Raw genomic sequence first — 25,307 nt, 5'->3', positions numbered from 1 at the left:
CGCTGCTTACCGCACCGGCGTGAAGTGTTCGCGGATGTCGATTGTCCTCATGCCTGCTGTGCGCGCGGCCTTCAGGCCTTCGTCCGAGTCTTCAAACGCGATGCACTCTTCGGGTGCGACCTTCATGCGGCGCGCTGCCTCGAGGTACACATCGGGCGCGGGCTTACCGTATTTGACGTCCTCTGCGCCGACTATCAGGTTGAAGAGCGGGAGCAACCCCGCGACGCTCAATGTTGCTGCGACGTTTTCACGGTGTCCATTGGAAGCAACCGCCATCGGAACGCGGCCATGCCACGCGCGCGCGACTTCCGCGATCACGGCAACTTCGCGCACCAGCGGCAGGCATCGCTTGAATGCGGCGTCGTAACGCGCGAGAATCTCTCCGCGCGGCAGGCTCTTGCGGTTTACGTGGTCCTCGAACGCATCCAGCAGCGCGTCTGGTCCCAATCCCACCCGCGGGTAGTACCAGTCGGCAGTCATCGTCAGGCCCAGCGGCTCCATCGCCTTCTGCAGGGCTCCAAGGTGTGCGGGAGCTGAATCCACCAGGGTTCCGTCACAGTCGAAGACCAGCGCGCGAAAGGTGCCTGCGGTGAGCGAGATCGCCATGCTTCGATTGTACGGGCCGTCGCCTTCATGAGGTCTTGGCTGATATCATCAACACATGACACAGCTTGACGTTTTGTACCGCTTCGGCGCGGCGCCAACCGAGGCATCTGCGCTGGCCCTGGCCAAAGTTCGCGAGGTTTATGGCGTTCGCCGCGTCACCGTCAATGAGGCCGAGAAGACCATTCGCGTTGAGTACGACGCAACGCGCCTGAACGAACCGGTTATCCATCAGCTTTTGCGCCGCGCTGGCATCGACCTGGTGGAGAACATTGCCATGTTCACGCTGCCTGTGCCTGAGCTGGCCGCTGAAGCACAACCTGTTGCCAAGGCCTGAATTCTCGGCTATGTTGAGTCATCGCGTGCGCCCGTAGCTCAGCTGGATAGAGCATTTGGCTTCGAACCAAAGGGTCGGGAGTTCGAATCTCTCCGGGCGCACCACCTCCCTCGCTGCTACCAACCCTCGTCGCTACCAATTCGCTTCCCTCGCCTGCTTGCGATATAGATACTGTCACGATGAGCTCGCCTACAGCCGCAGTGCTCGGTGAAATTGGTCTGCCTGCGCCCATTCATGAACTGGCGTCGCGCCGCTGGGATGTGATCATCGTTGGCGCGGGGCACAATGGCCTTGCCTGTGCCACGTATCTGGCGCGGGCCGGCAGGCGAGTGCTTGTGTTGGAGAGCCGCAGCCGCGTAGGCGGCGCCTGCACCATTGAGGAGCCCTTCCCCGGCGTTCACATGTCGCCTTGCGCGTATCTTGCGGGACTGCTCCATCCGCTTGTTGTCTCTGAGCTGAATCTGCCTGCGCGTGGCTTCGAATGGACGCCCGCAGTCAATGGTCTCTTCGTTCCTTTCCTTGATGGCTCCAGCGTGCAGCTATGGGACGACGACCAGCTTTGCGAAACGGAGATTCGCACCTTTGCTCCGCGCGATGTGGAAGGCTGGCGCGCGATGAACGACGTCATCCGCAGGCTACGCGATGTTCTGCGGCCAGAAGTCGGTGAAGATTTGTGGATTGGTGAGCCTCCTGCGCGCGGCGAGATCGAAGAGCGGCTCGGCTCCGATGAAGAGGCAAAGCATGTGCTCTTCGATTGGTCGATGGCGGAGTTCGTCGAACACTATCTCTCCGATGAGCGCCTGCAGACGGCCTATCTCGGCCAGGGGGTTATCGGCACGAACGCCAGCCCGTTTGATCGAGGCACGGCTTCGATTCGCTTCCATCATGCCTCAGGGAGGCTTGGTGGAATGCCTGGCATGTGGGGCTATGTGAAAGGCGGCATGGGCATGGTCTCGTTCTACTTCTGCGATGCTGCGCGTGAGGCCGGCGCCGTTGTCGCTGCCGGAGTTCCTGTCGCACGGATCGTCCCTGCCGAAGGGGTCGAACTCGAAGGCGGCGAGCGCATCTTCGCGCCGGTCGTCATCTCAAATGCAGACCCGCGCCAGACGCAAAGGCTGCTCGGTGATGCGGCTGATTCTGCCTGGAGCGAGCGCGTCGAGAGTATTCCTATCGAGGGATGCACCGTTAAGCTCAACGTGCTGCTGCGCGAGCTGCCTGACTTCACGGCTCGTCCCGGCGTGGATCGTCCGCACCACTACGGCCAGATTAATGCTCCGCTTACGAAAGCCGAGTGGAGGTCCGGGTTTGCTGCTGCGAGGCGCGGCGAATTGCCCGAACACCTCTGGTGCGAGCTCTACTTTCAAAGTGTCCACGATGCATCGGTCGCGCCTGCCGGACAGCACACGATGAGCGTCTTCGCGCAGTATGTTCCCTACAAATTTTCGCTCGGTTCGTGGGATGAGCGGCGCGATGAGGTTCGCCGGCTTGCGCTCCGCTCACTCGCGCGCTTCTGCTCCAATATCGATGGCGCGGTGATCGATGCACAGGTGCTTGGGCCGCCTGACATTGAGCGCAAGGTTGGGCTCACCGGAGGACATATCTTTCAGGGCGAATGCCTGCCTGAGTACATGTGGTCGAACCGGCTTGCAACGCGCACGCCTATGCCCGGCGTGTATTTGTGCGGGGCCTCGACGCATCCCGGCGGCAGCGTCATTGGCATCAACGGACGCAATGCAGCGATGGCCGTGCTGAAGGACATGACGCGGTGAAGCGCGTTTGCGTTGGGCAGGAAATTCCAGTATTCTTACATAGTTGCCTCTAACGCAATGTGCGCCCGTAGCTCAGCTGGATAGAGCAACTGGCTACGAACCAGTAGGTCGGGCGTTCGAATCGCTCCGGGCGCACCACTTCTCTCCCGCCAATATCCTAAATAAGTTTCGCTGAGATTACTGCTCCGGCGTGAGCGGCATTTCGATGATGTTCGAGACTGGCGTGAAGCACTTCGAGCAGACAACCGCTCCGCCTTCAGGGGTCCGTTTCATAAACGCGCCGTCCAGTGGCCCGTGGCACTCTGCACAGCATTGCTCAGGGAAAGTTCGCCGCGGCAACGCCATGCTGTCCTCAATCGCCTGCTCACGCTCAGCCATGGTGTGTTCGTGACCGTAGGCCTCGATCTTCATGTCGCCACCCAGGAAGAGGTATGCGGGGCCATACATCGCGCGCAGACGCTCTGCTTCCACGTCAGGTATGAGGTCCAGCCGCTCGTCGAGCATGTTGTCGGCCAGGTCAGCCAACTTTACCTTCACGGCCAACTTGTCCGTGCTTAAGCGACGGATGTAATCCATGTAGGCTTCGTTCTCATTGCGCGTGAGCCGCAGTACCGTTTTGACGGTTGCATCGCCAAAGTGCAGCCGGATCTTCCGCACCAGATCGACTTGGCTCTCCAGCGTCAACGCGGACGACACCGCGTCATGGAGCAGGGCAACCACACGCTCTTCATCGGTCTTCATTGCCATCGCCACGCGCATTACGTGGAAGAGATAGGGCGCACCTGTCTTGTCGCGCTGGTTGCCGTGAATCTCAAAGGCGAGTTTGAAGGCTTCAACGAGTTGCATGGCAGCACCTGAGGGCCGGTGTTCGATTGTTTCTACATATCCCTACGGATGGATTCGTATTATTTTATCTACTTCAAGCCGCCAGACACATGCAGTCCCATTCTGGCCTTTGCTCAATCACAGCGTCTCTACGGACACTCGTTCCTCCACATTACACATGAGGCTGCCATAAGTTCTAGCATTCTGATTTCCAAACCCCGAGCTAAAAGGCCAGGATGAAGAGCGCTGGCGCTACTCTCGCATCGCACTCAAAATAAAGCTATTACCATCCCAAATGAGGCCGGCTTTTGCCGCCGGGCATCCAGTCATTTTCCCTGTCAGTGAAAACTTGTGTATACAGCGGGTTTCCAACTGCATACAAATCTACGAACCAGATGGCCCGCGGCGCATTCAAGCGAGCTACTGGCCGGTCTGGAATCGCAGAGCAGCCAGCGACCCCTGATAGGCATAGCGAGCGTTGACGTAAGCAATCTGCGCCTGCGTCTGTACCAACTGTGCCTGAGTCAGTTCGACGATCGAAGAGAGGCCGATCTTGTAGCGGGTCTGCGCAAGGTCAAACGCAGAGTTCGCTTCATTCACCAGCTGCTGCGTCACAGCAATGCGGTGGAAGTTGGACTGCGCTTCCAGCACCGTCGTCCTTACATCGCGTGCAATGGTCTGGCGCAGCGACTGTACCTGCTGGTCGGCAGCGCTGGCGCGCAGGTCTGCTTCTTTTGCTCTCGCCGAGTAGAGAAAGCCGTTGAAGACAGGAATGTTCACGTTGACACCGACCGCTCCATACCACGGTGTCGTGATCTGATCGGCACGCACAGGAGCATCGCCCGAGACACCGAGCGCTGAAACCGTCGGCATCCACAGGTCGTGCTCGGCCTTGCTGTACTTCTGCGCCGCAGCATACTGCTCGTTGAGCGAGAGCAGGTCGGGCCTCTGCTTGAACGCGAGCGTAACCAGCGGCTCTGCGTCATCGGGAGCAGGCCTGGGAGCGTTCGGCGTCTCGTCCACCAGCGAATACGTGACGGCACGTTCGTTGCCCAGCAGCGCATTCAATACAACCATCGCATCTTCGTTATCATTCTGCGCGTCTACCAGCAGCAGCTTCGCCTGCGCCAGATCGACGTTGGCAAAGCTCTGATCGAGCGTTGACTTCAGCTTTGCCCCCGTCAATGCCGAGACCTGGTCTGCTGTTGTCTGCCGCGCATCTACGGTCTCCTGCGCCACCCTCAGCACAGCCTGTGTGCTCAGTGCGTGAAAGAACGCCTCGTCCACAGCAAAGGTAATGTCCTGAGACGTTGCCATTTGCGCACTCTGCGCGGCCTGGGTTTGCAGTTGCGAGCTGGCTACGAGGTTGCGTGTCCTGCCGAAGTCTGTAATGAGTTGCTGAAGCGTAGCTCCTGCAGCAGCGCGCTGATAGACGGTCGGGTTGTTCAACCCACCCGCCGTAATGCGGCTGCCATTGTGTGAATCCACGGCAGTCAGATCGACGCCCACCGTGGGCAACTCGGCAGACTGCACCTCGCGCTTTACCTGACCCTGCGCCAGTGCGAGCAGGCGCGAGACGGCCATGCGTGGGTTGTTCCTGATTGCGATCTGTTCCGCCTGCGAGATCGTCAGCGTCTGTGGTGGCGCACTGGGCGCAGGTGGATTGCCCATCTGCGCACCGAGTGGAATCGCCATCATCAGTGAAAGTGCAACAGCGAATTGAAATCCTCTCATGACTCTCTCTCCCCCGCCATCACTTCCACGCTGCGTTCTTCTTTCCGGTGGACCCACAGATACGCCGCCGGAACGATGTAGACGGTTAGAATCACCGACACGATCAGGCCGCCGATGATGGCGCGCGCCAGCGGAGCGTACTGCTCACTGCCCGCCTCCAGTGCGAGGGCCATCGGAATCATGCCCAGCACCGTCGCCAGCGACGTCATCAGAATCGGCCGCAGGCGCATTCTGCACGCCGTGGCGACCGCTTCATCGATTGGCATACCTTCTCCACGAAGGATGCGCGCAACGTCGACGATCAGGATCGAGTTCGATACCACGATGCCGGTCATCATCACCACGCCCATCAGCGACATGACGTTCAGCGTCGTGTGCGTTATCAGCAGCGTAACGATCACGCCTGTAATTCCTGGCGGAACGGCAAGCAGAATAATGAGCGGATCGACGAACGATGCAAACTGCGCCATCAGGATCAGGTAGACCAGCACGACGGCAAGAATCAGTCCAACGCCGAAGCTCTTAAAGGACTGCCTCATGCCTTCGACCGACCCGCGCACCGTGACGTTCAGATTCTCCGGGACCTTGGTGTGCGCGATGATATCGTCCACGCGATTGGCGACGCCGCCGAGGTCCTGCCCCGACGGCGACACATACACATCGATCACGCGCCGAAGCTGGTAGTGGTCCACCTCCGTCGGCGTATCGATCTGCTTGATGCTCGCGACCGCGCCCAGATTGGTCGTCTGGGTGCCGTCGTGCGACATCAGCGGGATGTCCTCGAAGTCGGTCATCGACTTGATGTCCGTCTCGGGAAACTGCACCGTGAGCAGATAGTTGTTGCCGTTCTTCGGATCGACGTAGTAGCTCGGCGCAATCATGCCGTTCGACGTGAGCGCCGTGATGACGTTATCGACGATCTCGCTCGACGTGAGGCCGAGCCGGCCGGCCATCTCGCGGTTCACGTTTAATTGCAGACCCGGATAGTCGATGTCCTGCGGGATCAGCACATCGCTGACGCCTTTGAGCCGCCGAATCTTCGTGGCCAGCTCGTTCGCGGTTGCGTAGGCCTCCTTCATGTCGTTGCCGCCGACCTGAATGTCGATTGGCGCGGGCAGGCCGAGGTTGACAACGGCGTCTACAAGACCGCCCGTCTGGAAGTACGTTGAAAGCTCCGGCAGGTCATTGCGCAGCTTCGCGCGCACCAGGTTCATGTACTCGAAGCTGCTGCGCTTATGCTCCGTCTTGAGGCTCACCTGAACAAACGCCGTGCTCTGCCCCGAGTTGCTGGTGTAGATCGCCGAAAAGTCCGGAGTGATGCCGATGTTCGAGACGATCATCCCCAGATCGCTCGGTGGAACAACGGAACGGATGTCGTCTTCCACGCGCGCGATGTATTTGTCGGTCAGCTCAATGCGCGTGCCCGTCGGCGCCTTCACGTTGATGACGAATTGGCCAGGATCAGTCCGCGGGAAGAACGAAAGCCCGAGGAACGGAAACAGCCCAAGGCTGAGCAGGAACACGCCCATGATGCCGATCACTGTCGCCGCGGGTCGCAGCAGACTCTTGCGCACGGAGCGGTCGTACTGCATCAGTGTGCGGTCATAACGCCGATTGAACCAGCGCACAAACCGCTGCCACGGGTTGCCACCACTGTGGTGTCCCGCTTCGTGGTGCGCGTTGCGAATGTACTTCGCGCAGAACAGCGGCACGACCGTCATCGCCACCGCATACGACGCGAACATCGACAGCACCACTGCCAGCGCCAGCGCCGTGAACAGGAAGCGGCTGACGCCATAGAGGAACACTACCGGGAAGAAGACGATCGACGTGGTGAACGTCGCCGCCAACACCGGCAGCGCCATCTCGCGGCCGCCTTTTTCCGCAGCTTCTTCCGGAGGCTCGCCCATCTCCAAATGTCGGAAGATGTTTTCCAGCACGACCACCGAGTTGTCGATCAGTCGAGAGAAGGCCAGCGCCAGTCCGCCCAGCACCATCGAGTTGATCGTGCCGCCCATCATGTTCAGGGCGAGAAACGCAGCCAATGCCGAGAGCGGAATCGACAACATGACGGCAACCGTCGCGCGCATATTGCCGAGGAAGATCAGGATCATCAGCCCGGTCAGCACCAGACCAATGCCGCCTTCGTTGCCCAGGTTGCGGATCGCGGTCTTCACAAACACCGACTGGTCGAAGACGACGTCGGACTTGAGCGTCTTCGGAATATCTACGAGGTGCTTGAGCTTGTCGCGGATGCCGTTCACCACGGCAATCGTGTTGCTTCCGCCGCCCTGTTTCAGAATAGGCAGATACACCGACTTCTGCCCATCGACGCGCACGATATTGGTTTGAATTGCCGAGTCGTCCTTCGCATAGCCAATGTCGGAGATGAGCAGCTGGCCGTTGCCCACCGTTCTCAACGGCATATCGTCGATGTCCTGGGCGTTCGGGAACTGCGAGTTGGTGTAGATGTTGAAGTCCTTCGGGCCGATCTTCACGTCACCGGCAGGAAGAATCTGGTTCGCCTTGTTCACCGCGCGCACAACGTCCATCGCGCTCAACTGATGCGCTTCCAGCTTTACCGGATCGACGTACACCTGAATCTGGCGATACTTGCCGCCGAAGGGCTGCGGCACCGATGCGCCCGGCACGCCTGCAAGCTGATTGCGCACGTTGAACTGCCCCAGGTCGTGCAGTTGCGTCTCGTTCAGCCCTTGCCCTTTCAGCGTAATCAGGCACACTGGCAGGCTCGACGCGTCGAACTTCAGCACCACCGGCGGCAGCGTGCCCGGCGGCAGACGGCGCAACTGCGCCATCGCAAGGTTCGAGATGGTCGTCACTGCCGCGTCGGCATTTGTGCCCGGCTGGAAGTACACCTTGATGAGGCTCACGCCCGTCAGCGAGCGCGATTCGATGTGATCGATACCGCTGCCCAGCGTGAAGAACCGCTCGAACGGATTGGTGATGTTGGACTCGATCTCCTCCGGCGGCATGCCGTTATAGAACGTCGCCACAACCACTACAGGGATGTTGATGTCCGGGAAAAGGTCTACGGGCATGCGCGCCACCGTCGTCGAGCCGACAACGGCAATAATCAGGCACAGCATGATGATGAAGAATGGATAACGAAGAGCAAAACTGGACATCTATTTGCCCTCCACGCGGGAGCCCGCGCCGATCATCGAGCTGACCTTCGGCTCGATTGTCTCGCCCGTCTGATAGCCCGACAGATTGGTCGCGATTACGCGATCGCCTGCATTAAGGCCACTCAGAATCTCCGTGCGGTTCGCGGTCGCAACGCCCACTTCCACCGGATGCTTCTCCACGCGGTTGTCGCGGTCGACCAGCATCACGTATGGAGATCCGCCTGACATGTCCACAGCCTGCACAGGTAGCACCATCGAGTCGCCTGTGCGATTGATGTTCAGCTTCACATCGGCATACATGCCCGGCTGGAGCCTGCCGTCTTTGTTCGGGACATCGATCTCCACCTGCAGCGTGCGCGTCGCAAGATCCAAAGCATCGGTCGTTCTTGTCACCTTGCCCGGGAACGTCAAGCCCAGCGACTGCACGTGCACCGTAGCGGTATCGCCGATCTTCACGCTCGAAGCCAGCGACGCCGGCACGGGCAGGCGCAGACGCAGCACGTCCACTTCGGCCAGCTTCACGACAGGCATCGAATTCTCGTTCGATGTGCCTGCCTGAATCAGCGCGCCGGTATCGGCATAACGCCATGTCACCACTCCGGTGAACGGCGCGGTGATGTGCGAGTAGTCCTCCAGCGCCGAGTAGCGCTGCTGGTCTGCCTGCGAGACGCCGAGCTGCTGCTCCACCGCTGCAAGCGTCGACTTTGCGGCATCAAGCTCCGCCTCCGCTGCACGGTCCTTCGCATTCGCGTCGTCCAGCTCCTGCTGCGCAATCAGGCCCGGACGCGCTGCCGAGGCCTGCTGCAAACGCCTCGCCGCGGCGTGGAGCGCATCGTGGTTCGCCTGTGCGCTCAGAATGTCGCTCTTCGCGCGTGCAATCTGGTCTCGCGTCTGGGCAACGCCGGCGTTCGCGCCAGCCACCTGCGCAGAAAGCTCCGGCACATCGAGCGTCGCCAGCACCTGACCGGCCTTCACCCGATCGCCAATGTCGACACTAATATGCCGGATGTATCCGGCCACTTTCGCGTGGAGCTCCACTTCCTGGTATGGAATGAACTCGCCCGCGACCTCCAGCGTGTTGTTCAAAGGGGCGCGCGTTACCGTAACAACCGGAGCAATGGGCAAAGTTGCGGCCGCATCCTTCGCGCTTGCATCCGAGTGGTTGCATCCCAAACCGGCAACAAGAAACAACGGCAGCGCCAAAAGACCCTTCGAGACCTTTGTCTGCAAAGAAGAAACTTTCATCATGAATACCCGCTTACGTGGAAGAAAATCCGTGCCTGCCGAAGCACGCACTACCCCCGCGTCCAGATCAGAAGACGCGGCAAAAAGCGAACGGTATTAAATTGAAATCATTAAACAGCCGGAGGAGGCCTGACGGAAAGCTCCGGAGAGAATCCGAGAACCATGGTGGGGGCGTTCCGCTCCACAGGCAGCACCCACACCGTCGCGAAAGCCATCGCCAACAGCAGAGCGCCAACGCTCACCTGCGGCAGAACAGTCACCGCCGGAGCAATTTGAACATCCGCAGAGACCACATTGATGTCATGGTCCTGCCACGCCTTCGTCGAAGCAACAGACTTCGCTCCAGGCTGGTGGATATGATAGAGCGCCAGCTTTGCCCCGACCGCATACACTACCAGCAGCCAGCACAGCATCGCTCCCACCGCATAGCGTAACGCGCTACGGCGGTTCAATTGAGGAAGAACGTCCACTGCATCAGTGTAGCGCATCGGGCCCGGGCGGGGCTGCCTCCTGGCGTCGTCCTGTGCTGCCGGAGAGTGTCTGGCCTTTCGTCATGTGAACCGTCAAAATTTCTCCCGAGAGCTGCACAGGCCTGTTCCATTGGACGTTTCCCGACCCCGCAAAGGGATCACGCAGCCGCAGAATTCCGTCGACGCTCGCCGTGATGCTGACACTCGTCGTGTGTCCGTCGCGTCGCTCGGCTGAAACAACATAACCACCTTCGGCGCGAAGCCCTTCAAACGATGCGCTCTGCCACTGCGAAGGCGCTGCAGGAAAGATGCGCACTTCCCCGCCCCAGCTCTGCAGCAACATCTCCTGCACCGCCTGCATTGCCAGAAAATTTCCTTCCAGCGTGAACGGGTGATAGTGCGATTCAGAGAGCCCAAGGCGGCTCTGGTCTCCATTCACATGGAAGCCATTTTCAAAGATGAAGCCCCGCAGATAATCATCGAGATACCTGAGCGCTCCGTCACCGTTGCCTGTTCGCGCCATCATGCACGCGAGCCATCCGTACGTGTAGCCCAACCATGCGCTGTGGCCTTTGGAGGCAAAATCGTCGATGGAGTTCATGGCCAGCGCGTGCCCCTGCTCCGAATCCACATCCACAAGGCCGAGCGGATAAATCGACATCAGGTTCGAAAGATGGCGGTGCGAGAAAGGCAGCGGAATCCCCGGCGCAATTGTTAACGCTCCGTTCATCACATCAAGCTGTCCCAGCCGGTCCAGCACTCCACGCCAGTGCGCAGCAGAAGCAGTGTCGCCCTGCGCATCGGCCATCTCCGCAAGCGCGCCATAGAGCCAACGCTCCAGCGCCAGATCGAAATTAGACGTGTGCGGAAGCCATGCCTTCAGTGAGTTGTCAAACATCTCCGGCGAGCTCGACAGCGGCAGTGCGAGCTTTCCATCAGGCCCGGGCTTCATCAGCGCAAGCAAAGCTGTGCCAATCTCTGACGCAAAGGGATACGCTCGCGTTCGCAGGAACACCGGGTCCATCGTGTATCGCCAATGCAGATAAAAACTCTGCGCCACCCACGCCCCCATTGTTGGCGATAAGGAATATTGAGCCCAGCCACCGAGCGGCTTTCCGTTGATGGCTTCAACACCCGGCACAATCGCACCCGGCACGCCATAGAACGATCGCGCAAAGTTTCGATAGACCGGCAGGAGCCGCCAATTGAAGTTCAGAAAACTCTCGCCCTCGGGATACAGGCCGGCCTCAGGAGCGGCGATGTACATCATCTGCGTGTTCAGGTCGTTGTGATAGTCGCCCTTCCACGGAGGAAGCCCGCCATCGTCCGCCGTCCACACTCCCTGCAGAGGCATCGGAGGCGCATCCGCACGCGACGCCGAGCCATAAAAATACTTGTCGAGGACATACTGCTGCTGCACGTCCTCTTGTGGAACCCGGACCTGCGAAGTGGACCAGAAATTCTTCCACCAGGCCATGTGCTCCGCGAGCACCGCGTCATATCCGCGACTGAGCGCCTTCGCCACGCGGCGTTTGCCTAGCGCTACCGGATCGCGTCCCTCTCGATTCGACACAATAGCGACTGCAATCTCCGTCGTGCCATGCTCAGTTCTGCTCGCAACCACAACTGCATAATCGAGGCCCAGAGCAGCATGTTGCACGAGCCACCGCGTATGGATGCCGCGCTCCGAAGACTGGCCATGCGCAGCCGGAGCATAGCCGAGCTTTTCCACCACTCCCGAGGGATCCATCAGCGAGATCTCAGGAGCCGGACCGGAGATCCGCAACAACGCCACCGGCTGCGTCGCTGCAAAGATGGCCGAAACCTTCCCCTCACTCAACACCACGCCACCCTCGGCGCGATGCGCGTCCAGCGTGAACCGCGATGCCTTCTCCCCTTGCGGAAACGTAAGCACAAGCCGTCCTGCATTCAGCTTGGTCGGATAGGCCAGCTCGTCGTAAGGATTGTCGAACATCGCATGGATCTGTTTTTCATCACCAGCGCGCACCAGCCGCTCCAGCGTGGCATAGGTCCAGTCGGGCCGCTGGTAGACGGCAGGCACGCGCAGGTCCCACAGATCGCCGCGATCCAGCGAGAGATTCACGGTTCCGCCATCTCCCCACAGCAGGCCACCGGTTATTCCATTGCCGAGCGGAATGCCCTTCTCCCACGTTGAGACAGGAGCCGGAAGATTGAGGGTCAGGCCTGAAGGCTGCTCCTGCGCAGGAAGAAATGCAGGCGCAGTCAGCAACTGGAATGCTGTACAAACGCAGATTACGAATCGCCACGACGCAGGCTTGCTCATCAAGTTCCTCAAATACGCGGATTTACGACGAAAGAACCGTCGCCCAGGAATTTCGAGTATTATATCCTTGCGTTTTATTTCGATATAAATAACAACCGAAATATATAGCAATAAAACCCGCACTGGCTGACTGGAGTGTGCTGCATGAACTTATATCCTCGGCGCTGGAGCAGCATGCTCGCGCTCTGCCTTCTCGTCACTATCGTCTCATTTGCAGCGGGTCAAACTCCCTCGCTTGATGTTCCAGGGTTCACCGCCTACTCCGAGCCGAACCCTGAAGCGCTGCATATCTCCGAAAACAGCCCGCTTACCGGCTGGAGCGACCCTGCCACCACAGTCGCGTGGTATGGCCAGATTCGCAGCACTGGCAAGCTGAGCATCTCCATTCGTTTACAGGTGCCTGAAGGCAGCAAGTCCAAAATCCACCTGACGGTTGGCGGTCATAACGTGGCCACCAAATCCGTCAAAGGAACCTCCAGCCCAGCCATCGTATCCTTCGGCTCCATCCACATCGATAAAACCGGCCCATACAAATTCGCTCTCACGGGCATCAAAAAATCCGGCACTGTATTTGCCGATATCCAGGCGCTTGACCTCGCAGGCCCTGCCGCGGAAGACGCTCTCTTCAACCTCACCCCGCAGCGCGGAGCGCCGTCAGTGCACCTGCACTATCCGGCTCCCGCAGGAGCGCAGGTGGAGTGGTTCTACAACGAGGTGACGGTCAAGACCGACCCCATCTGGTCCTACTACGAGGCGTGCGGCTTCGCCCGCGGATACTTTGGCATTCAGGTCAACAGTCCAACCGAGCGCCGCATCATCTTCTCCGTCTGGGACGCCGGCAACGAGCACACCGACCGCGGCAAGGTTGCAACGGACAATCGTGTCCAGCTTCTCGCAAAAGGCCCGGATGTCGTTGCCGGCAGCTTTGGCAACGAAGGCACCGGCGGCCACAGCCATCTCGTCTATCCATGGAAGACGGGCGAGACCTATCGCTTTCTCCTCCACGCCAAACCGGACGGCGCCACCACAATCTACACGGCCTACTTCTACTTCCCTGAGAAACACGGCTGGGGCATGATCGCCCGCTTCCGCGCTCCGAAAGACGGAAACTACCTTAGCCACCTTTACTCGTTCAACGAAGACTTCGAAGGGGCCAACGGCCAGCTACAGCGTCTGGCAGAGTTCGGCAATCAGTGGATCAGGACAACCGACGGACACTGGATCGAGCTGACCAAAGCGCGATTCACCCACACCGCCGTCGGAGCTTATAAAGACCGCATCGACCGGGGCGCGGGAGTTACAGGCGACCGCTTCTACCTGACCAACGGAGGATTCAAACCCGAAACCTTCCAGTACAACGACGAGCTGACTCGCCCCTCCAGCGGGAAGATGCCCGATATCACGCTGCCGCAGGACTGATTCACACGCAGTGAGACCGGGGTGCGGAAGTTTGCCACGCAGGCAGACGCATCCCGGCCACTCTTCCCTAATCGCCGACCAATCCAGTCCTCAAAATTGACGACCAATTTAGTCCGCATTAGACTGGATATTGGAATAAAGATTCATCAAGGGCCATGGAGACGGTCCGGAACTCTGCTTCCGGCCTGCTCCAGGGGAAGAGAAAGACCTTATGTTGCAGGCATTTATCATCACTCTTCGCGAGGGCGTGGAAGCCGCGCTGATCGTGGGCATCATCTTTGCCTACCTCACGAAGATCGGCCGGAACGAGCTGAAGAAGACGGTCTTCTGGGCGCTCGGCGCAGCAGTCGCGGCCTCCGTCGCCGGGGCTATCATCATGTCCCGCGCCAACTTCAACACCGACATCTTCGAAGGCTGGGTGATGCTGGCCGCCGCCGTCTTCGTCGTCAGCATGATCTGGTTCATGCACCGCGCCGCCCGCACCATGAAGGGCGACATCGAGGCCAAGGTCGCCAAGCTCACCGGCGAAAACGTCTCGCAGATTGGCCTGTTCTTCTTCGTCTTCCTCCTGGTGCTGCGCGAAGGCGCCGAGACGGTTCTGATCCTCGCCGCCGTCACGCTCAACTCGACCGAGCTGCTGAGTTTTACCGGCACGCTGCTCGGCATCGCAGTCGCTGTCGTCTTCGGCGTGCTGTTCGTGCGCGGCAGCGTGAAGATCAATCTGAAGCGCTTCTTCCGCGTCACGACCGTCATTCTCTACTTCGTCGCGTTTCAACTCGTCGTCAGCGGCCTGCACGAGCTGAGCGAGAACGGCGTCCTGCCCTCCAGCACCACCGAGATGCGCCTGATCGGCCCCATCGTCCGCAACGATCTCTTCTTCTTCGTCACCATGCTCGCGCTCGCTGGCCTGATGGTGCTGCTCGAATACAAGCGCCGCACACCCATCGAGCTTCCCGCCAACGCCTCGCCCGCCGACCGTCGCCGCGCCGAGTGGACGCAACGCCGCGAGAAGCTCTGGATGAACGCCGTTGTCGCCACCAGCTTCCTCTTCATCTTCCTCTCCACGGCGGAGTTCATCTACGCCAAAAGCTCCACCGCGCTCAGTCCGACCACCGCAGTCACGCTCGTCGGCACTCAGGTCACCGTTCCAACCTCGGCCATCAACGACGACCAGCTCCATCGCTACGGCGTCCACGTCGAAGACGACAAAGGCAAGAGCGTCGAAGTCCGATTCCTGCTCTATAAGAAGCCCGACGGCAACATCGTCTCCGTAGCCGACGCCTGCCAGATCTGCGGCCCCGTCGGCTTCTACATCGGCGAGCAGGGCATCACCTGCAAGATGTGCGCCTCGCCGCTCAATCCGGCCTCGATGGGCCAGCGCGGCGGCTGCAATCCTATCCCACTGAACTCCGTCATCAGCGGAGGCCAGGTCATCATCCAGGCAACGGACCTCCGCGCCCTCGCCCCAACCTTTGAGAGATAAATGTTCTTCCGCCTGCTCATGGAGAGTTTTCGCCGCCAGCGCCGCCGCAAGCTGCTGGCCGGGATCGCCATCCTTCTGGGCACGACGGCGGTCACGGCGATGCTCGCGCTCGCAACGTCGATCGGCGACCGCATCCACAAAGAGCTTGCCGTCTACGGCGCAAACATCGTCGTCTACCCGAAGACTGATCTGCTTGATGTGAAGATCGGCGGCGCAGACATCAAGCCCGCAACCGGCGGCTCGTACCTGCACGAGAGCGACCTGAAAAAGCTGCACACAATCTTCTGGGCCAACAACATTACTGGTGTCAGTCCAAGCCTTCCGCTCCAGATCAACATCACGACACCGACAGGCGAGACCGTCAACGCAAACGCAATGGGACTCTGGTTCCATCATGCACTGACAAAAGATCCAGGCTCGCTCGTCACGGGCGCGCCAAAACTCCATCCTTGGTGGAAACTCGCCGGTACATGGCCTCGCGAAGCTAATAGCAATGCCAACGGAACGGATGTTGTCCTCGGCAGCGCGCTCGCCTCCAGCCTGCACGCAAAGATCGGCGACACACTCCGCGCTGGCAACCGCACGCTGCGCATCACAGGCATCGTCTCCACCGGAGACAACACCGACAAGCAGATGCTCCTGCCTCTCGACGTTGCGCAGAATATCGCGGGCCTGCCAGACGCAGTCTCGCGCGTCGAAGTCAGCGCGCGCACCAAACCCGAAGACGCCTTCGCACGCAAGAATCCCGACACGCTCTCGCCGCAGGAGCACGAGATCTGGTACTGCCGCCCGTATGCGAACTCCATTGCGTATCAAATCATGGAAGCGATTCCCGGCGCGCAGGCCGAGCAGGTGCGCCGCGTCGAGCAGAGCGAAGGCACCGTGCTCGAACGCATCAGCGGACTCATGTGGCTCATCAGCGCCGCTGCGCTCTTCGCCGCAGGATTCGCCGTCAGCGCGGCGATGGCGACCGCAGTGCTCGAACGCCGCGGCGAGATCGGTCTGATGCGCTCGCTCGGCGCCAGCAAAGGCGCAATCGCGCTGCTCTTCTACGCGGAAACCGGGATACTCGCTGTGCTTGCAGGAGCGCTCGGCTACCTCCTCGGCTCTGCGCTCGCCGCATGGCTCGGCGCGCACATCTTCTCAGGTGACGGCCACACAGCCGTGCTCAATCCAGTGCTTCTCCCAGTTGTCGTCGCGCTCGCACTGGTTGTGGCAATCGCCGGAAGCACTCCGTCGATCCGCTCCGCTCTGCGCGTCAATCCATCCACGATTCTGCGGGAGGACGTCTGATGGCGCAGTTGAGCTTCACAGGAATGTTGCGCCGATCGCTCGTGCATCGCCGCGCACGCAGTCTTTCCGCACTGGTTGCCATGACAGTCTCAGCGGCAATCGCCACCGCACTGCTCACGTTGTATGCCGACCTGAACGCAAAACTCCACAAAGAGTTCCGCAGCTTCGGCGCAAACGTCGTCATCACAGCGCCAGCGTCGAAGCCATTGCCTATCGACGCACTCGCGCTCGTGCAACAGGCCGCAAGCAAAGACGCTCTTGCTGCTGAGTTCGGCTATGCCGTCGCAACCACCGACAAAGGAACGTCGGTCGTCGTCGCAGGCACGGACTTCGCTGCTGTACGAAAGCTCGACTCGTGGTGGCAGGTTGATGCATGGCCCTCCGCAAATGACACGAACGCCGCACTCATCGGCCAGCGCGCCGCCAACTTCATCTCCGATCTGCACGCCGTCAAACTTACCTTCAACGGGCACACCATCACGCTCAACGACGCAGGCACCCTGCGCACCGGCGGCGACGAAGACAGTCGCATCTACATGCCTGTCTCCACGTTCACGCAGTGGACAGGCGTGACTCCAAGCGTTATCGAAGTCCAAATCCCCGGTGGAGCCAAGACAGTTGAAGCAGCAATCGCTCGCCTCCGTGCTGCACTGCCAGACGTGCAGGTGCAGCCGGTCCGCGAGCTGGTCGAAGGCGAGTCGCGCATCGTCGACCGCACGCACGCGCTCATGTACGGCGCAGTACTCCTGATCGCCCTCACGGTTGCAGTCTCCGTACTGGCGACACTCTCGGCCAGCGTGCTCGAACGCCGCCGTGACTTCGCGCTGATGAAAGCACTCGGCGGCTCGCAGACGCACCTGATGGCGCTGTTCCTTCTGGAAGCGCTCGCCCTGGCAATAGCTGGAGTCGTGCTCGGATACATCATCGGCTCGGCAGCCGCATGGGTCATCAGCGAGACCAACTTCCACACCGCCACTCTGCCGCACGCCTCCGTACTGCCGTGGGTCGTGCTGTTGAATATCGTCATTGCGGCCATCGCCGCGTTGTTTCCTGTGCGCGTCTTGCGAAGCCTGCAACCCGCTGCGCTGCTGAAAGGCGAATGAGAGAATAGAACTGTGAGCGACGTTCATTTAGTCCATTCGATCGACGCCGGCCCCAACGTGGAGCTACCCGACCAGACGCGCCCCGGCTGCGCAGTTATCGCGCTCCAGCAGGTCACGCGCGAGTACTCCGGCCGCGCCGGCGTGGTGCGCGCGCTCGACTCGGCCAGCTTCTCCATCGTCGCTGGCGAGTGGGTCGCCATCACCGGACCTTCCGGCTCCGGCAAGAGCACGCTGGTCAACCTCATCGGCTGCCTCGACCGCCCCACCTCAGGCGAGTTGAAGATCGACAACGTGGACGTAGCGCAGATGTCCGCCACCGAGCTCGACCGCTTCCGCGCCGACAAGATCGGCTTCATCTTCCAGCAGTTTCATCTGATTCCCTACCTCTCGGCCGTCGAAAACGTCATGCTCGCGCAGTACTTCCACTCGATGACCGACGAAACCGAGGCTCGCCGCGCGCTCGAAAAGGTCGGCCTCGCCCACCGCGCCGACCACTTGCCCAGCGAACTCTCCGGCGGCGAGCAGCAACGCGTCTGCATCGCCCGCGCGCTGATTAACGACCCGCCCATCCTGCTTGCAGACGAGCCCACCGGCAACCTTGACGCAGCAAATCAGGAGATCGTCGCTGAGCTACTAGAAAACCTGCACCAGAACGGCCACACCATCGTCATGGTGACGCATGATCCCGAGATGGCAGCCCTCGCCCAGCGCAAGATCGCACTCAGCCACGGCAAGGTCTTCTGCCATCCTGTCGGCAGCCAGGTCGTCACGCTGCGCGGCAAGCCGTAGTTTCAAAACCGAGTTATCGCTTCCCTAAGCAGCACATAAAGCACATAAGCGGCAAACCCGGCAACGACTAGGCCGACTAGTTGAGCACCCATCTGATTCCAATCTCGCAGCATTTCGCCGCCTTTACGTACTGCTGAGCGCCTAATAAATCGATCCGGATTTATTACGTAAGCTATTCCGAGACAGAAGAAACATACGAGCGCAATGACAGCTAATATGAGCTTCCAGCCACTATTGCTCACGATCGCTAGCATTCGCGTTCCTATCGCTCGCCCCACTTCAGCTTCGAGCGCAGCACACTGAACAGTCCATTCGGACGCGGACGAAGCAGCCGCACGCTGGCCTTCGAGCGCTGGCAGTGAATGTGATCGCCGAGTTGCAACTCGACCGACTGCTGACCATCCACGGTGAGATAAATCTGATTCGGTACGCCGACGACGTGAATGCTGACCGTCGATTCTCCGGGCACAACAATCGGCCGGATCGTCAGCAGGTGCGGGCAGATCGGGTTCACCACCATCGCATCGACCGAAGGCATAATGATCGGCCCGTTGGCCGCCAGGTTGTACGCGGTCGAGCCAGTCGGCGTCGCAACGATCACGCCATCGGCCCGGAACGTCGCAACAAACTGGCGGTCAATCTCGATGGTGAAGTCACCCATGCGCGCAATCGTGCCTTTGGTCACGACAACGTCGTTCAGCGCATCCCACCGCTGAATCGTCTGGCCGTCACGCACCAGCTCAGCATGAACCATACTGCGCACTTCAATCTCCGCGCGGTTCGCGCACCAGGACTCAAGCGTCGCATAGATGTCAGCAAGCGCGACCTCTGTAAGAAATCCGAGTGAGCCGAGGTTCACGCTGAGGATAGGCGTCGTCGTATGGGCAAACGCGCGCGCGGCAGCCAGTAGCGTGCCATCGCCGCCGAGAACAATCACGATATTCGGGCGCAGCTTCGCCAGTTCCTCGCGCTCAATCGCATTGGACGCATCCAGATAAGCGGCGCTGTCCGGGTCCAGCAGATATTCATAGCCGTGGTCTTTAAGCCACGCGATAAGGTCGCCGAGGATGCCGGCGAGTTCCGGCTTCTGCGGTTTCGAGATGATGGCGGCCTGGAGCATTTGTGTAGTGTAAAGCAGCTGCAGCACTCAGGTGCGAATAGCCTGTTTATAGACCGAATTCGCGGTCGATCTCTGCGTTATGCTCGCCCACACGCGGCGCGCCCGTCGCACTCGTGAGCACTTCGCCATCGATGCGCACAGGGCAGCGCGTAGTACGCAGCGTCGCTTCGGGTCTGTTGCCCACCGTCTGCACCATGTCGAGCGCCTTGAAGGCATCATGCGCAAAGAGCCTGTCCCAAGTGAGTACATCCGCACACCAGACATCGGCGGGCTCCAGAACATCGAGCCAATGCTGCGTAGTCTGGTGTTTCAAGTGGTGGACAAGAACAGCCTTGATCTCATCTCGCTGATCGAAGAGCGACTTCGGATCAATGTAGGCACAGAGCGCCGGACAGCCAAGCAACTCACCGAGTCGCACAACTGAGCCCATCGCCAGCGCAAGGTATCCATCGGAAGTAGCGTAGATACCGTACGGTGCACCGAGATACGCATGCGCATTATTCACGGCGCTGCGTTCAGGTGCGCGTCCACCGTCATTCAGGTACGTCGTGAGCACTTCGAACTGAAGGTCGAGCGTAGACTCCAGCAGCGATACCTCGACCTTGCCGCCAAGCTGCGTCACTCCACGCCGCACCAGCGCCGCAAGAATTCCCTGCACCAGATGCGCTCCCGCCATCATGTCGGCTACTGCCAGGCCAAATGGAACTGGCGGCTGTGCGGCATCGCCGTTCAGATACGGCAACCCTGAGAGCGACTGCACCAGCAGGTCTTGTCCTGGCTTGTTGCGCCACGGGCCTGTTGTTCCGTAGCCCGTGACCTCCGCATAAACGATGCGCGGATTCAACGCACGCACGGCATCATAGCCGAGGCCGACTTTCTCAATCACGCCAGGGCGAAAGTTCTGAATCATCACATCGGCACGAGCCAGCAGCTTGCGCACACGTGCAAGGTCATCAGGATTCTTAAGGTCCGCAGCATAACTCTGCTTGTTGCGATTGATGGAGTGGAAGAGCGTCGAGTCTCCGTCAAGACAGAGGTTCGAAATATAGAGCTGACGGCAAAGATCTCCCTGCCCTGGCCGCTCTATCTTGATGACGCGAGCGCCAAGATCAGCCATACGCAACGCCGCGCTAGGTCCGGAGAGAAACTGCGAGAAATCGACAATCAAAACGCCTTCAAGTGGCTTCATGCTCTATCTTTCTTTGCGCGCCGAAGCGCATGGTTCATCTCTTCAAGGACCTTCGCCTCGTAGCCACCCTTAACCAAATACTCGTGAATGATCTTCGAGGCCTCGTCCTGAAACGCAATGAAGCCCGCAAAGCGCGGACGCACCCACGCAGCATCGAGCGTTTCAAGCGTATCTGCAAAGAAGTTGTTCGTAGCAGCGTTAAGCGCAGAGTCCTGCCACGCGGCGCGATGGCCAGGCTGGCCTCCCGCGTTTGCGTAGATCGTCGATTGAATCGCTGGGCTGGCAACAAACTGCGCATAAGCCAGCGCGGCTTCAGGATGTTTGGTGGATTTCGAAATCGCCAGTCCTGCACCGCCAAGCGTAGAGCGCAGCGGCGGCGACTTTGGATCGAGCCGAACAAGCCCGCTCGTCGTGAGCACGCTCGCCGCATAGCCTTGGCGTGAGTAGTTCGAGTAACCATAAGCAAACGGACAGTACGCAACCTTATCGCTATCGCAAAGAAGCTGCCACGTAGCGATGGGATTGCGTTCAAGCGCCCCACGCGCGCTGAGCTGCACCAGCTCACGCAGCATCTTGAGCGCCTGCTTCCCTGCTGCTTCGCCGACAACTTCATCAGTCCTCGTGAAAGGCTCATCGCCCAACGCATTGGCCAGCATGAAGACGTTCATCAGCGAGTCGATAGGGATCGCCGGAACTGTGACCAGCCCGCGATGGGCAAGCGCCAGTAGCTCAGACCATGTGCGCGGAGGTTCTGTCTTCGCACGCGCAAACAGGTCGGCACGAAAGCCAGCGATGGGAGTAGCCGCATCAATTGCAAGCGCGTACTGGTGCCCTTCGTAGTCGTAGCTCGCGTGCGACTTCCCAACGGAATTGTGCGCCTGGCCCTCAAGAAACTCCGCAGGTAGGTGCTGGTCAAGCGGCAACAGTAACTCATGCTCCGCCGCCTCGCCAATCGAAGGATGGTCAATCACAAGCAGATCAAAGCGCGCAGCGAGATCCGCCAGCGGAGCATCGGCAAACGCCTGCAGCGACCGCTTCTGCCAGTGAATCTGAACGCCGGGATTCAGTTCAGAAAAGCGCTGCGCCGTCGCGACCATGGGGATATAGCCGCGCGTGTGGTTCCAGGTAATGCCGTTGAGTTCTATCATTTGGGCGGAAGCGTCGCCCAAGCAAACTTTGGGCTTCGAGGCGCTGGTTTATCGTGCTAAGTTTGCGGGGTGGATGTCAACGCGGATTGTTCCGCTATTTGGAACTGCGAGGCTCAATGACGGACGAGATGTTTTTCGAAGACTATGCGGTGGGCACGGCCCGCGAGACGACCGGTCGGACCATTACCGAGGCGGATGTGGTGCTGCACGCTGGCCAGACGGGCGATTTTTATCCTCACCACATGGATGCGGAATGGTGCAAAACACAACCTTTTGGGGCTAGAATGGCGCACGGAACGCTGGTGTTCAGCGTTGGAGTCGGGATGACGGCTGGGGCGATCAATCCGCACGCGATGAGCTACGGCTATGACCGGCTGCGGTTTGTGCGGCCCGTTTTTTTGAACGACACCATTCGTGCCCGTGTTCGCGTCAAAGATGTGCGGGACGACGCAAAGCGTCCGAAGCACGGAATCGTTGTGGAAGCGCTGGAGGTGGTGAACCAGCGCAATGAGACCGTGCTGGTAGCCGAACACCTGCTGCTGGTCGAACGCAGGGAGGCGAGAACAGGATGAAAAAGTTCATGCGAGTCGTACTGACCATCCTGATGTACGCGGGCGTGCTTGTCTTCATCTACCCGTATCTCACGGGCAGAATCATGACGGGCATCGCCTTTATGATCATCGGTGCGGGGATGACCGTGGTCTGTGGCCTCTTGCGCTGCTATCTCACTGAGGGCGATTGCGGGCCGTTACATCGTATTGGCCGGGACTGGTAAGGACGAGGTAGCCGTCCGCCAGCGCAGTCTCATGCCCATTGACGAGCACGCTCCCTGTCGCACCTTCCACTCGAACGCGCGCCTTCTCTACGCCGGTAGGCAGATCAACATGAATCCCCTTTTCTTTTTCAATGCTGACTTTGATCGGCCCATGCGGCGTCGCAACCGATCCTCGCGCCCACTCAAGCCCAAGCAGCTCAGGCTGAATATCCACCGTGCGATAACCCGGCGACGTTGGGACGATGCCCAGCACATTTTCCGCGAGCCAGGCCGCAGGCGCAGACGACCATCCGTGCGATAGCGAGACGAAGTAGCCCGAAGTCCCATCAGCCTGCAACGACAGATGAAACTCCGCCTTCGGCCAGCGCAGGTCGTAGTTCTCCCAGAACGACGTCGCTCCCTCGGCCAGCATTCCACCCCAGTATTTCCGCATCCAGTCGAGCGCCTCTTGCGGATGCCCGGTGGCTGACATCGCATCCAGCACCCACGCGTTTGAGTAGGGTGTAATTGGCTGATCCGAGGGCGAATCCTGCTTCACATGCGATAGGCTTTCGTTCCAGATTGCGGAACTGTCCGGGGCAGCCTTCGCTAGCACAGCAAGCGAGTTGAGCTGCCACGATTTCCCATAAGCCCCCACCGGATCGCGGAACTGCGCCTCAGCAGCAGCCGTGGCCTTGCGCGCAATCGCAGAGTATTTTTCCGCATTGGCTGTATCGCCAATCTCGGTCAGTAGCTCGGCTGCATCACCGTAGGCGCGGATATATTCAAGCTCCGTGCCAACGCGCGTCTCCTGCGTTCCGCCATAGTAGCCAGGAGCCCAATCGACAAATCCCCAGCCCCGCTTCGTGTTCTCCAGCATCCCGTCCGCATCGACTCCCGCATCCATCACGCCCAGTACGTGCAGCAGGTTCGCGTGCTGTGACTCAAGAAACTTCTTGTCGCCGCTATGAAGATTCAGACTGTAAAGCGAAGTGACCCAAAGCGCAGAGTATCCCGGAATCCCGTTGACAGGCGCTTTCGACGTCGGCACCACAAGCCGATTCAGCGTGTCTTCGATAGCTGCGGGCGCGCCAAAGACCGTCGAAATCGTGCGGCCTGTCACATCGAGATCCCCAACCCAGCGGCCACGGTCGCGCTTCGGTGCATCCCACACACCATCCTGCATGCAGAGGTGCGCAGTATAAGCCGCCGTCTCCCAGATGCGATTGAGAACAGGGTCGGAAGACTCAAATGTGCCTTCATATCTCACCGGATAGTAGATACCCTCCACCCGCATTGCCTTGAACGCGGTCACCGGCGCGCCGCGCAAAAATGAGATCCGCACGTAGCGAAACGCAGACTTCGGTCCGCGCGCCACGCCGTTCGGAGGCACTGCGACAAGATTCGTGCCGAGGTAGTTCCCTCCGCGCTGCCCGGTCGTCAGGCCAGTGCTCATCGCCTCAATCTCCGACTCACCATACGCAATCGACAAGGTCGCAGTGCAATTGCAACCCGACTCGACTAGCAAACGCCCGCTCACCTCGCGCCCGAAATCGAGCAGCAGCGTAGGAGCCTCCGCATCGGGTGGTGTATTCGCAAGTGTGACGGTGAACGGTGCAGGAGCACTCGCGGTCGTCAACGAATCCACGTTCGTCAGTTGCGACTCCGCAGTGTAGACATGCGTGACCGCTGCAGGCAGCAGACTATACGTGCGCAGATCAGCCGACATCCCCCTGTAACCCGGCCAGCCGTACATGCCCGCGTCGGCGCTCCATTGGAAAAAGTCGACGTTGCTCTCGACAGGCCCAAGCGATTCCACCGCTGGCCACGCGTTGTCATCAAAACCAGGACTCTCCCATCCTTCACTCCGCACCGCGCTCGACCGCCACTCCTTATTCGTAATCACGAGCGCAGGCGCTTCGACACCGAATGCAGCAGGAACAATCTTCGCCACCAGAACTTCGCCATAGGCCAGTTGCGCCAGCGGCAGCGACGGCATCCCCGTCACCACCCCCCTGCCCCGCACCGCCTCAATCGCAATCGTGTTCTTCCCAGGCTTGAGCGCACGCGCCGCACCCGCGTGAAAAACGCGAAAGTTAATCGGCGCGTCCGTGTCCTTGTTGAAGCTCATCACAAGCTGCCCATTGATCCACACACGCGCCTGCCGTGGGCCACCGATGTAGAGCGTCGCAGCCGCAGGAACAGCCGCCAGGTCGAAGCTCGTCCGGAAATAATGAGGCTCCGCACGCAGATCGGCACGGCTCCACGAAAACTTGCTGCGATCAGGCCGCTGCGTAGTCACGTCGCCCGCAGTCCATACATACTCCTCAGGCAGCGGCGTGTGCGGCTGTGTTGCAGCGGCAAGGCTGCGCGTAGGGTCAAGCTGGCCATTGGGAATAGCGCTCTGCGCAGGCAAGCTAATTGCGGAAACGAGTGCGAATGAGCAGATCAGGAGGCGACGAATCATAGGTGACATGGCTTATAACGGCATTGCCAACTCTAAACGAGATTGGTTATAAGGGGAAACCATTTCAATCAGAAAAATCGAGGTGTCCGCGTGAAGCTACTCGCATTG

General features: G+C 59.9%; 19 protein-coding genes and 2 tRNA genes. 10 read left to right on the top strand and 11 right to left on the bottom strand.

Annotated elements, in window-relative coordinates; all coding sequences use genetic code 11:
• Positions 1-6: 6 nt before the first annotated feature.
• Complete coding sequence (locus IEX36_RS01900; RefSeq protein WP_188757658.1) at positions 7-606, bottom strand: HAD family hydrolase; 600 nt, start codon at positions 604-606, stop codon at positions 7-9.
• 55 nt (positions 607-661) lie between these two features.
• Here IEX36_RS01900 and IEX36_RS01895 point away from each other — a divergent pair, with 55 nt between their 5' ends.
• From IEX36_RS01895 to IEX36_RS01880, 4 genes are all read left to right on the top strand, one after another.
• Complete coding sequence (locus IEX36_RS01895; protein ID WP_188757657.1) at positions 662-940, top strand: hypothetical protein; 279 nt, start codon at positions 662-664, stop codon at positions 938-940.
• Between the two features lie 27 nt (positions 941-967).
• Positions 968-1,044 (top strand) — tRNA-Arg (locus IEX36_RS01890).
• 75 nt (positions 1,045-1,119) lie between these two features.
• The gene (locus tag IEX36_RS01885; RefSeq protein WP_188757656.1) at positions 1,120-2,709 is read left to right on the top strand and encodes a phytoene desaturase family protein; all 1,590 of its coding nucleotides are present in this window, start codon (positions 1,120-1,122) and stop codon (positions 2,707-2,709) included.
• A 61-nt stretch (positions 2,710-2,770) separates the two neighbouring features.
• Positions 2,771-2,847: transfer RNA gene (locus IEX36_RS01880), tRNA-Arg, on the top strand.
• A gap of 39 nt (positions 2,848-2,886) precedes the next feature.
• On the opposite strand, the gene IEX36_RS01875 is transcribed toward IEX36_RS01880, so the two are convergent.
• The 6 genes from IEX36_RS01875 to IEX36_RS01850 form a co-directional block, all read right to left on the bottom strand.
• The gene (locus IEX36_RS01875) at positions 2,887-3,555 is read right to left on the bottom strand and encodes an HD domain-containing protein (protein ID WP_188757655.1); all 669 of its coding nucleotides are present in this window, start codon (positions 3,553-3,555) and stop codon (positions 2,887-2,889) included.
• Positions 3,556-3,954: 399 nt separating this feature from the next.
• Positions 3,955-5,268, bottom strand: coding sequence for a TolC family protein (locus IEX36_RS01870; RefSeq protein ID WP_188757654.1), 1,314 nt, complete (start codon positions 5,266-5,268; stop codon positions 3,955-3,957).
• Positions 5,265-8,414 carry an efflux RND transporter permease subunit gene (locus IEX36_RS01865; protein ID WP_188757653.1) on the bottom strand — a complete coding sequence of 1,050 codons (3,150 nt, stop codon included), beginning with the start codon at positions 8,412-8,414 and terminating at the stop codon, positions 5,265-5,267. The genes IEX36_RS01870 and IEX36_RS01865 overlap by 4 nt, the downstream gene beginning before the upstream one ends.
• Positions 8,415-9,644 carry an efflux RND transporter periplasmic adaptor subunit gene (locus IEX36_RS01860; protein WP_229668636.1) on the bottom strand — a complete coding sequence of 410 codons (1,230 nt, stop codon included), beginning with the start codon at positions 9,642-9,644 and terminating at the stop codon, positions 8,415-8,417.
• A gap of 125 nt (positions 9,645-9,769) precedes the next feature.
• A complete protein-coding gene (locus IEX36_RS01855; protein ID WP_229668635.1) occupies positions 9,770-10,147 on the bottom strand; it encodes a hypothetical protein in 378 nt (125 codons plus the stop codon).
• Positions 10,134-12,434: a glycosyl hydrolase family 95 catalytic domain-containing protein gene (locus tag IEX36_RS01850; RefSeq protein ID WP_188757650.1), complete on the bottom strand. Its 2,301-nt coding sequence runs from the start codon at positions 12,432-12,434 to the stop codon at positions 10,134-10,136. Before IEX36_RS01850 ends, IEX36_RS01855 begins: the two co-directional genes overlap by 14 nt.
• 144 nt (positions 12,435-12,578) lie before the next feature.
• Between IEX36_RS01850 and IEX36_RS01845 the strand changes: the two genes are divergently transcribed.
• The 5 genes from IEX36_RS01845 to IEX36_RS01825 all read left to right on the top strand — a co-directional run bounded on the left by IEX36_RS01845 (position 12,579) and on the right by IEX36_RS01825 (position 18,521).
• The gene (locus tag IEX36_RS01845) at positions 12,579-13,853 is read left to right on the top strand and encodes a DUF3472 domain-containing protein (protein WP_229668634.1); all 1,275 of its coding nucleotides are present in this window, start codon (positions 12,579-12,581) and stop codon (positions 13,851-13,853) included.
• Positions 13,854-14,064: 211 nt separating this feature from the next.
• Positions 14,065-15,336 carry a Fe-S-containing protein gene (locus IEX36_RS01840; protein WP_188757649.1) on the top strand — a complete coding sequence of 424 codons (1,272 nt, stop codon included), beginning with the start codon at positions 14,065-14,067 and terminating at the stop codon, positions 15,334-15,336.
• Positions 15,337-16,629, top strand: coding sequence for an ABC transporter permease (locus IEX36_RS01835; RefSeq protein WP_188757648.1), 1,293 nt, complete (start codon positions 15,337-15,339; stop codon positions 16,627-16,629).
• A complete protein-coding gene (locus IEX36_RS01830) occupies positions 16,629-17,732 on the top strand; it encodes an ABC transporter permease (RefSeq protein ID WP_188757647.1) in 1,104 nt (367 codons plus the stop codon). Before IEX36_RS01835 ends, IEX36_RS01830 begins: the two co-directional genes overlap by 1 nt.
• 39 nt (positions 17,733-17,771) lie before the next feature.
• Positions 17,772-18,521, top strand: a complete 750-nt coding sequence (locus IEX36_RS01825; protein WP_444542340.1) for an ABC transporter ATP-binding protein — start codon at positions 17,772-17,774, stop codon at positions 18,519-18,521.
• A gap of 262 nt (positions 18,522-18,783) precedes the next feature.
• On the opposite strand, the gene IEX36_RS01820 is transcribed toward IEX36_RS01825, so the two are convergent.
• From IEX36_RS01820 to IEX36_RS01810, 3 genes are read right to left on the bottom strand one after another with little or no spacing between them, the layout of a single operon-like run.
• Positions 18,784-19,641 carry an NAD(+)/NADH kinase gene (locus tag IEX36_RS01820; RefSeq protein WP_188759744.1) on the bottom strand — a complete coding sequence of 286 codons (858 nt, stop codon included), beginning with the start codon at positions 19,639-19,641 and terminating at the stop codon, positions 18,784-18,786.
• 46 nt (positions 19,642-19,687) lie between these two features.
• Complete coding sequence (locus IEX36_RS01815; RefSeq protein ID WP_188757646.1) at positions 19,688-20,830, bottom strand: CaiB/BaiF CoA transferase family protein; 1,143 nt, start codon at positions 20,828-20,830, stop codon at positions 19,688-19,690.
• Complete coding sequence (locus IEX36_RS01810; protein WP_188757645.1) at positions 20,827-21,978, bottom strand: extracellular solute-binding protein; 1,152 nt, start codon at positions 21,976-21,978, stop codon at positions 20,827-20,829. The genes IEX36_RS01815 and IEX36_RS01810 overlap by 4 nt, the downstream gene beginning before the upstream one ends.
• Before the next feature lie 116 nt (positions 21,979-22,094).
• Here IEX36_RS01810 and IEX36_RS01805 point away from each other — a divergent pair, with 116 nt between their 5' ends.
• Positions 22,095-22,550, top strand: a complete 456-nt coding sequence (locus IEX36_RS01805) for a MaoC family dehydratase (RefSeq protein ID WP_188757644.1) — start codon at positions 22,095-22,097, stop codon at positions 22,548-22,550.
• 153 nt (positions 22,551-22,703) lie between these two features.
• On the opposite strand, the gene IEX36_RS01800 is transcribed toward IEX36_RS01805, so the two are convergent.
• Positions 22,704-25,199 (bottom strand): alpha-L-rhamnosidase-related protein, encoded by a 2,496-nt coding sequence (locus IEX36_RS01800; protein WP_188757643.1) that lies wholly within the window; start codon positions 25,197-25,199, stop codon positions 22,704-22,706.
• Positions 25,200-25,307 lie beyond the last annotated feature (108 nt).

Source organism: Edaphobacter acidisoli (assembly GCF_014642855.1).
GTDB lineage: Bacteria > Acidobacteriota > Terriglobia > Terriglobales > Acidobacteriaceae > Edaphobacter > Edaphobacter acidisoli.
This window is presented reverse-complemented; position numbering and strand designations above follow the sequence as displayed.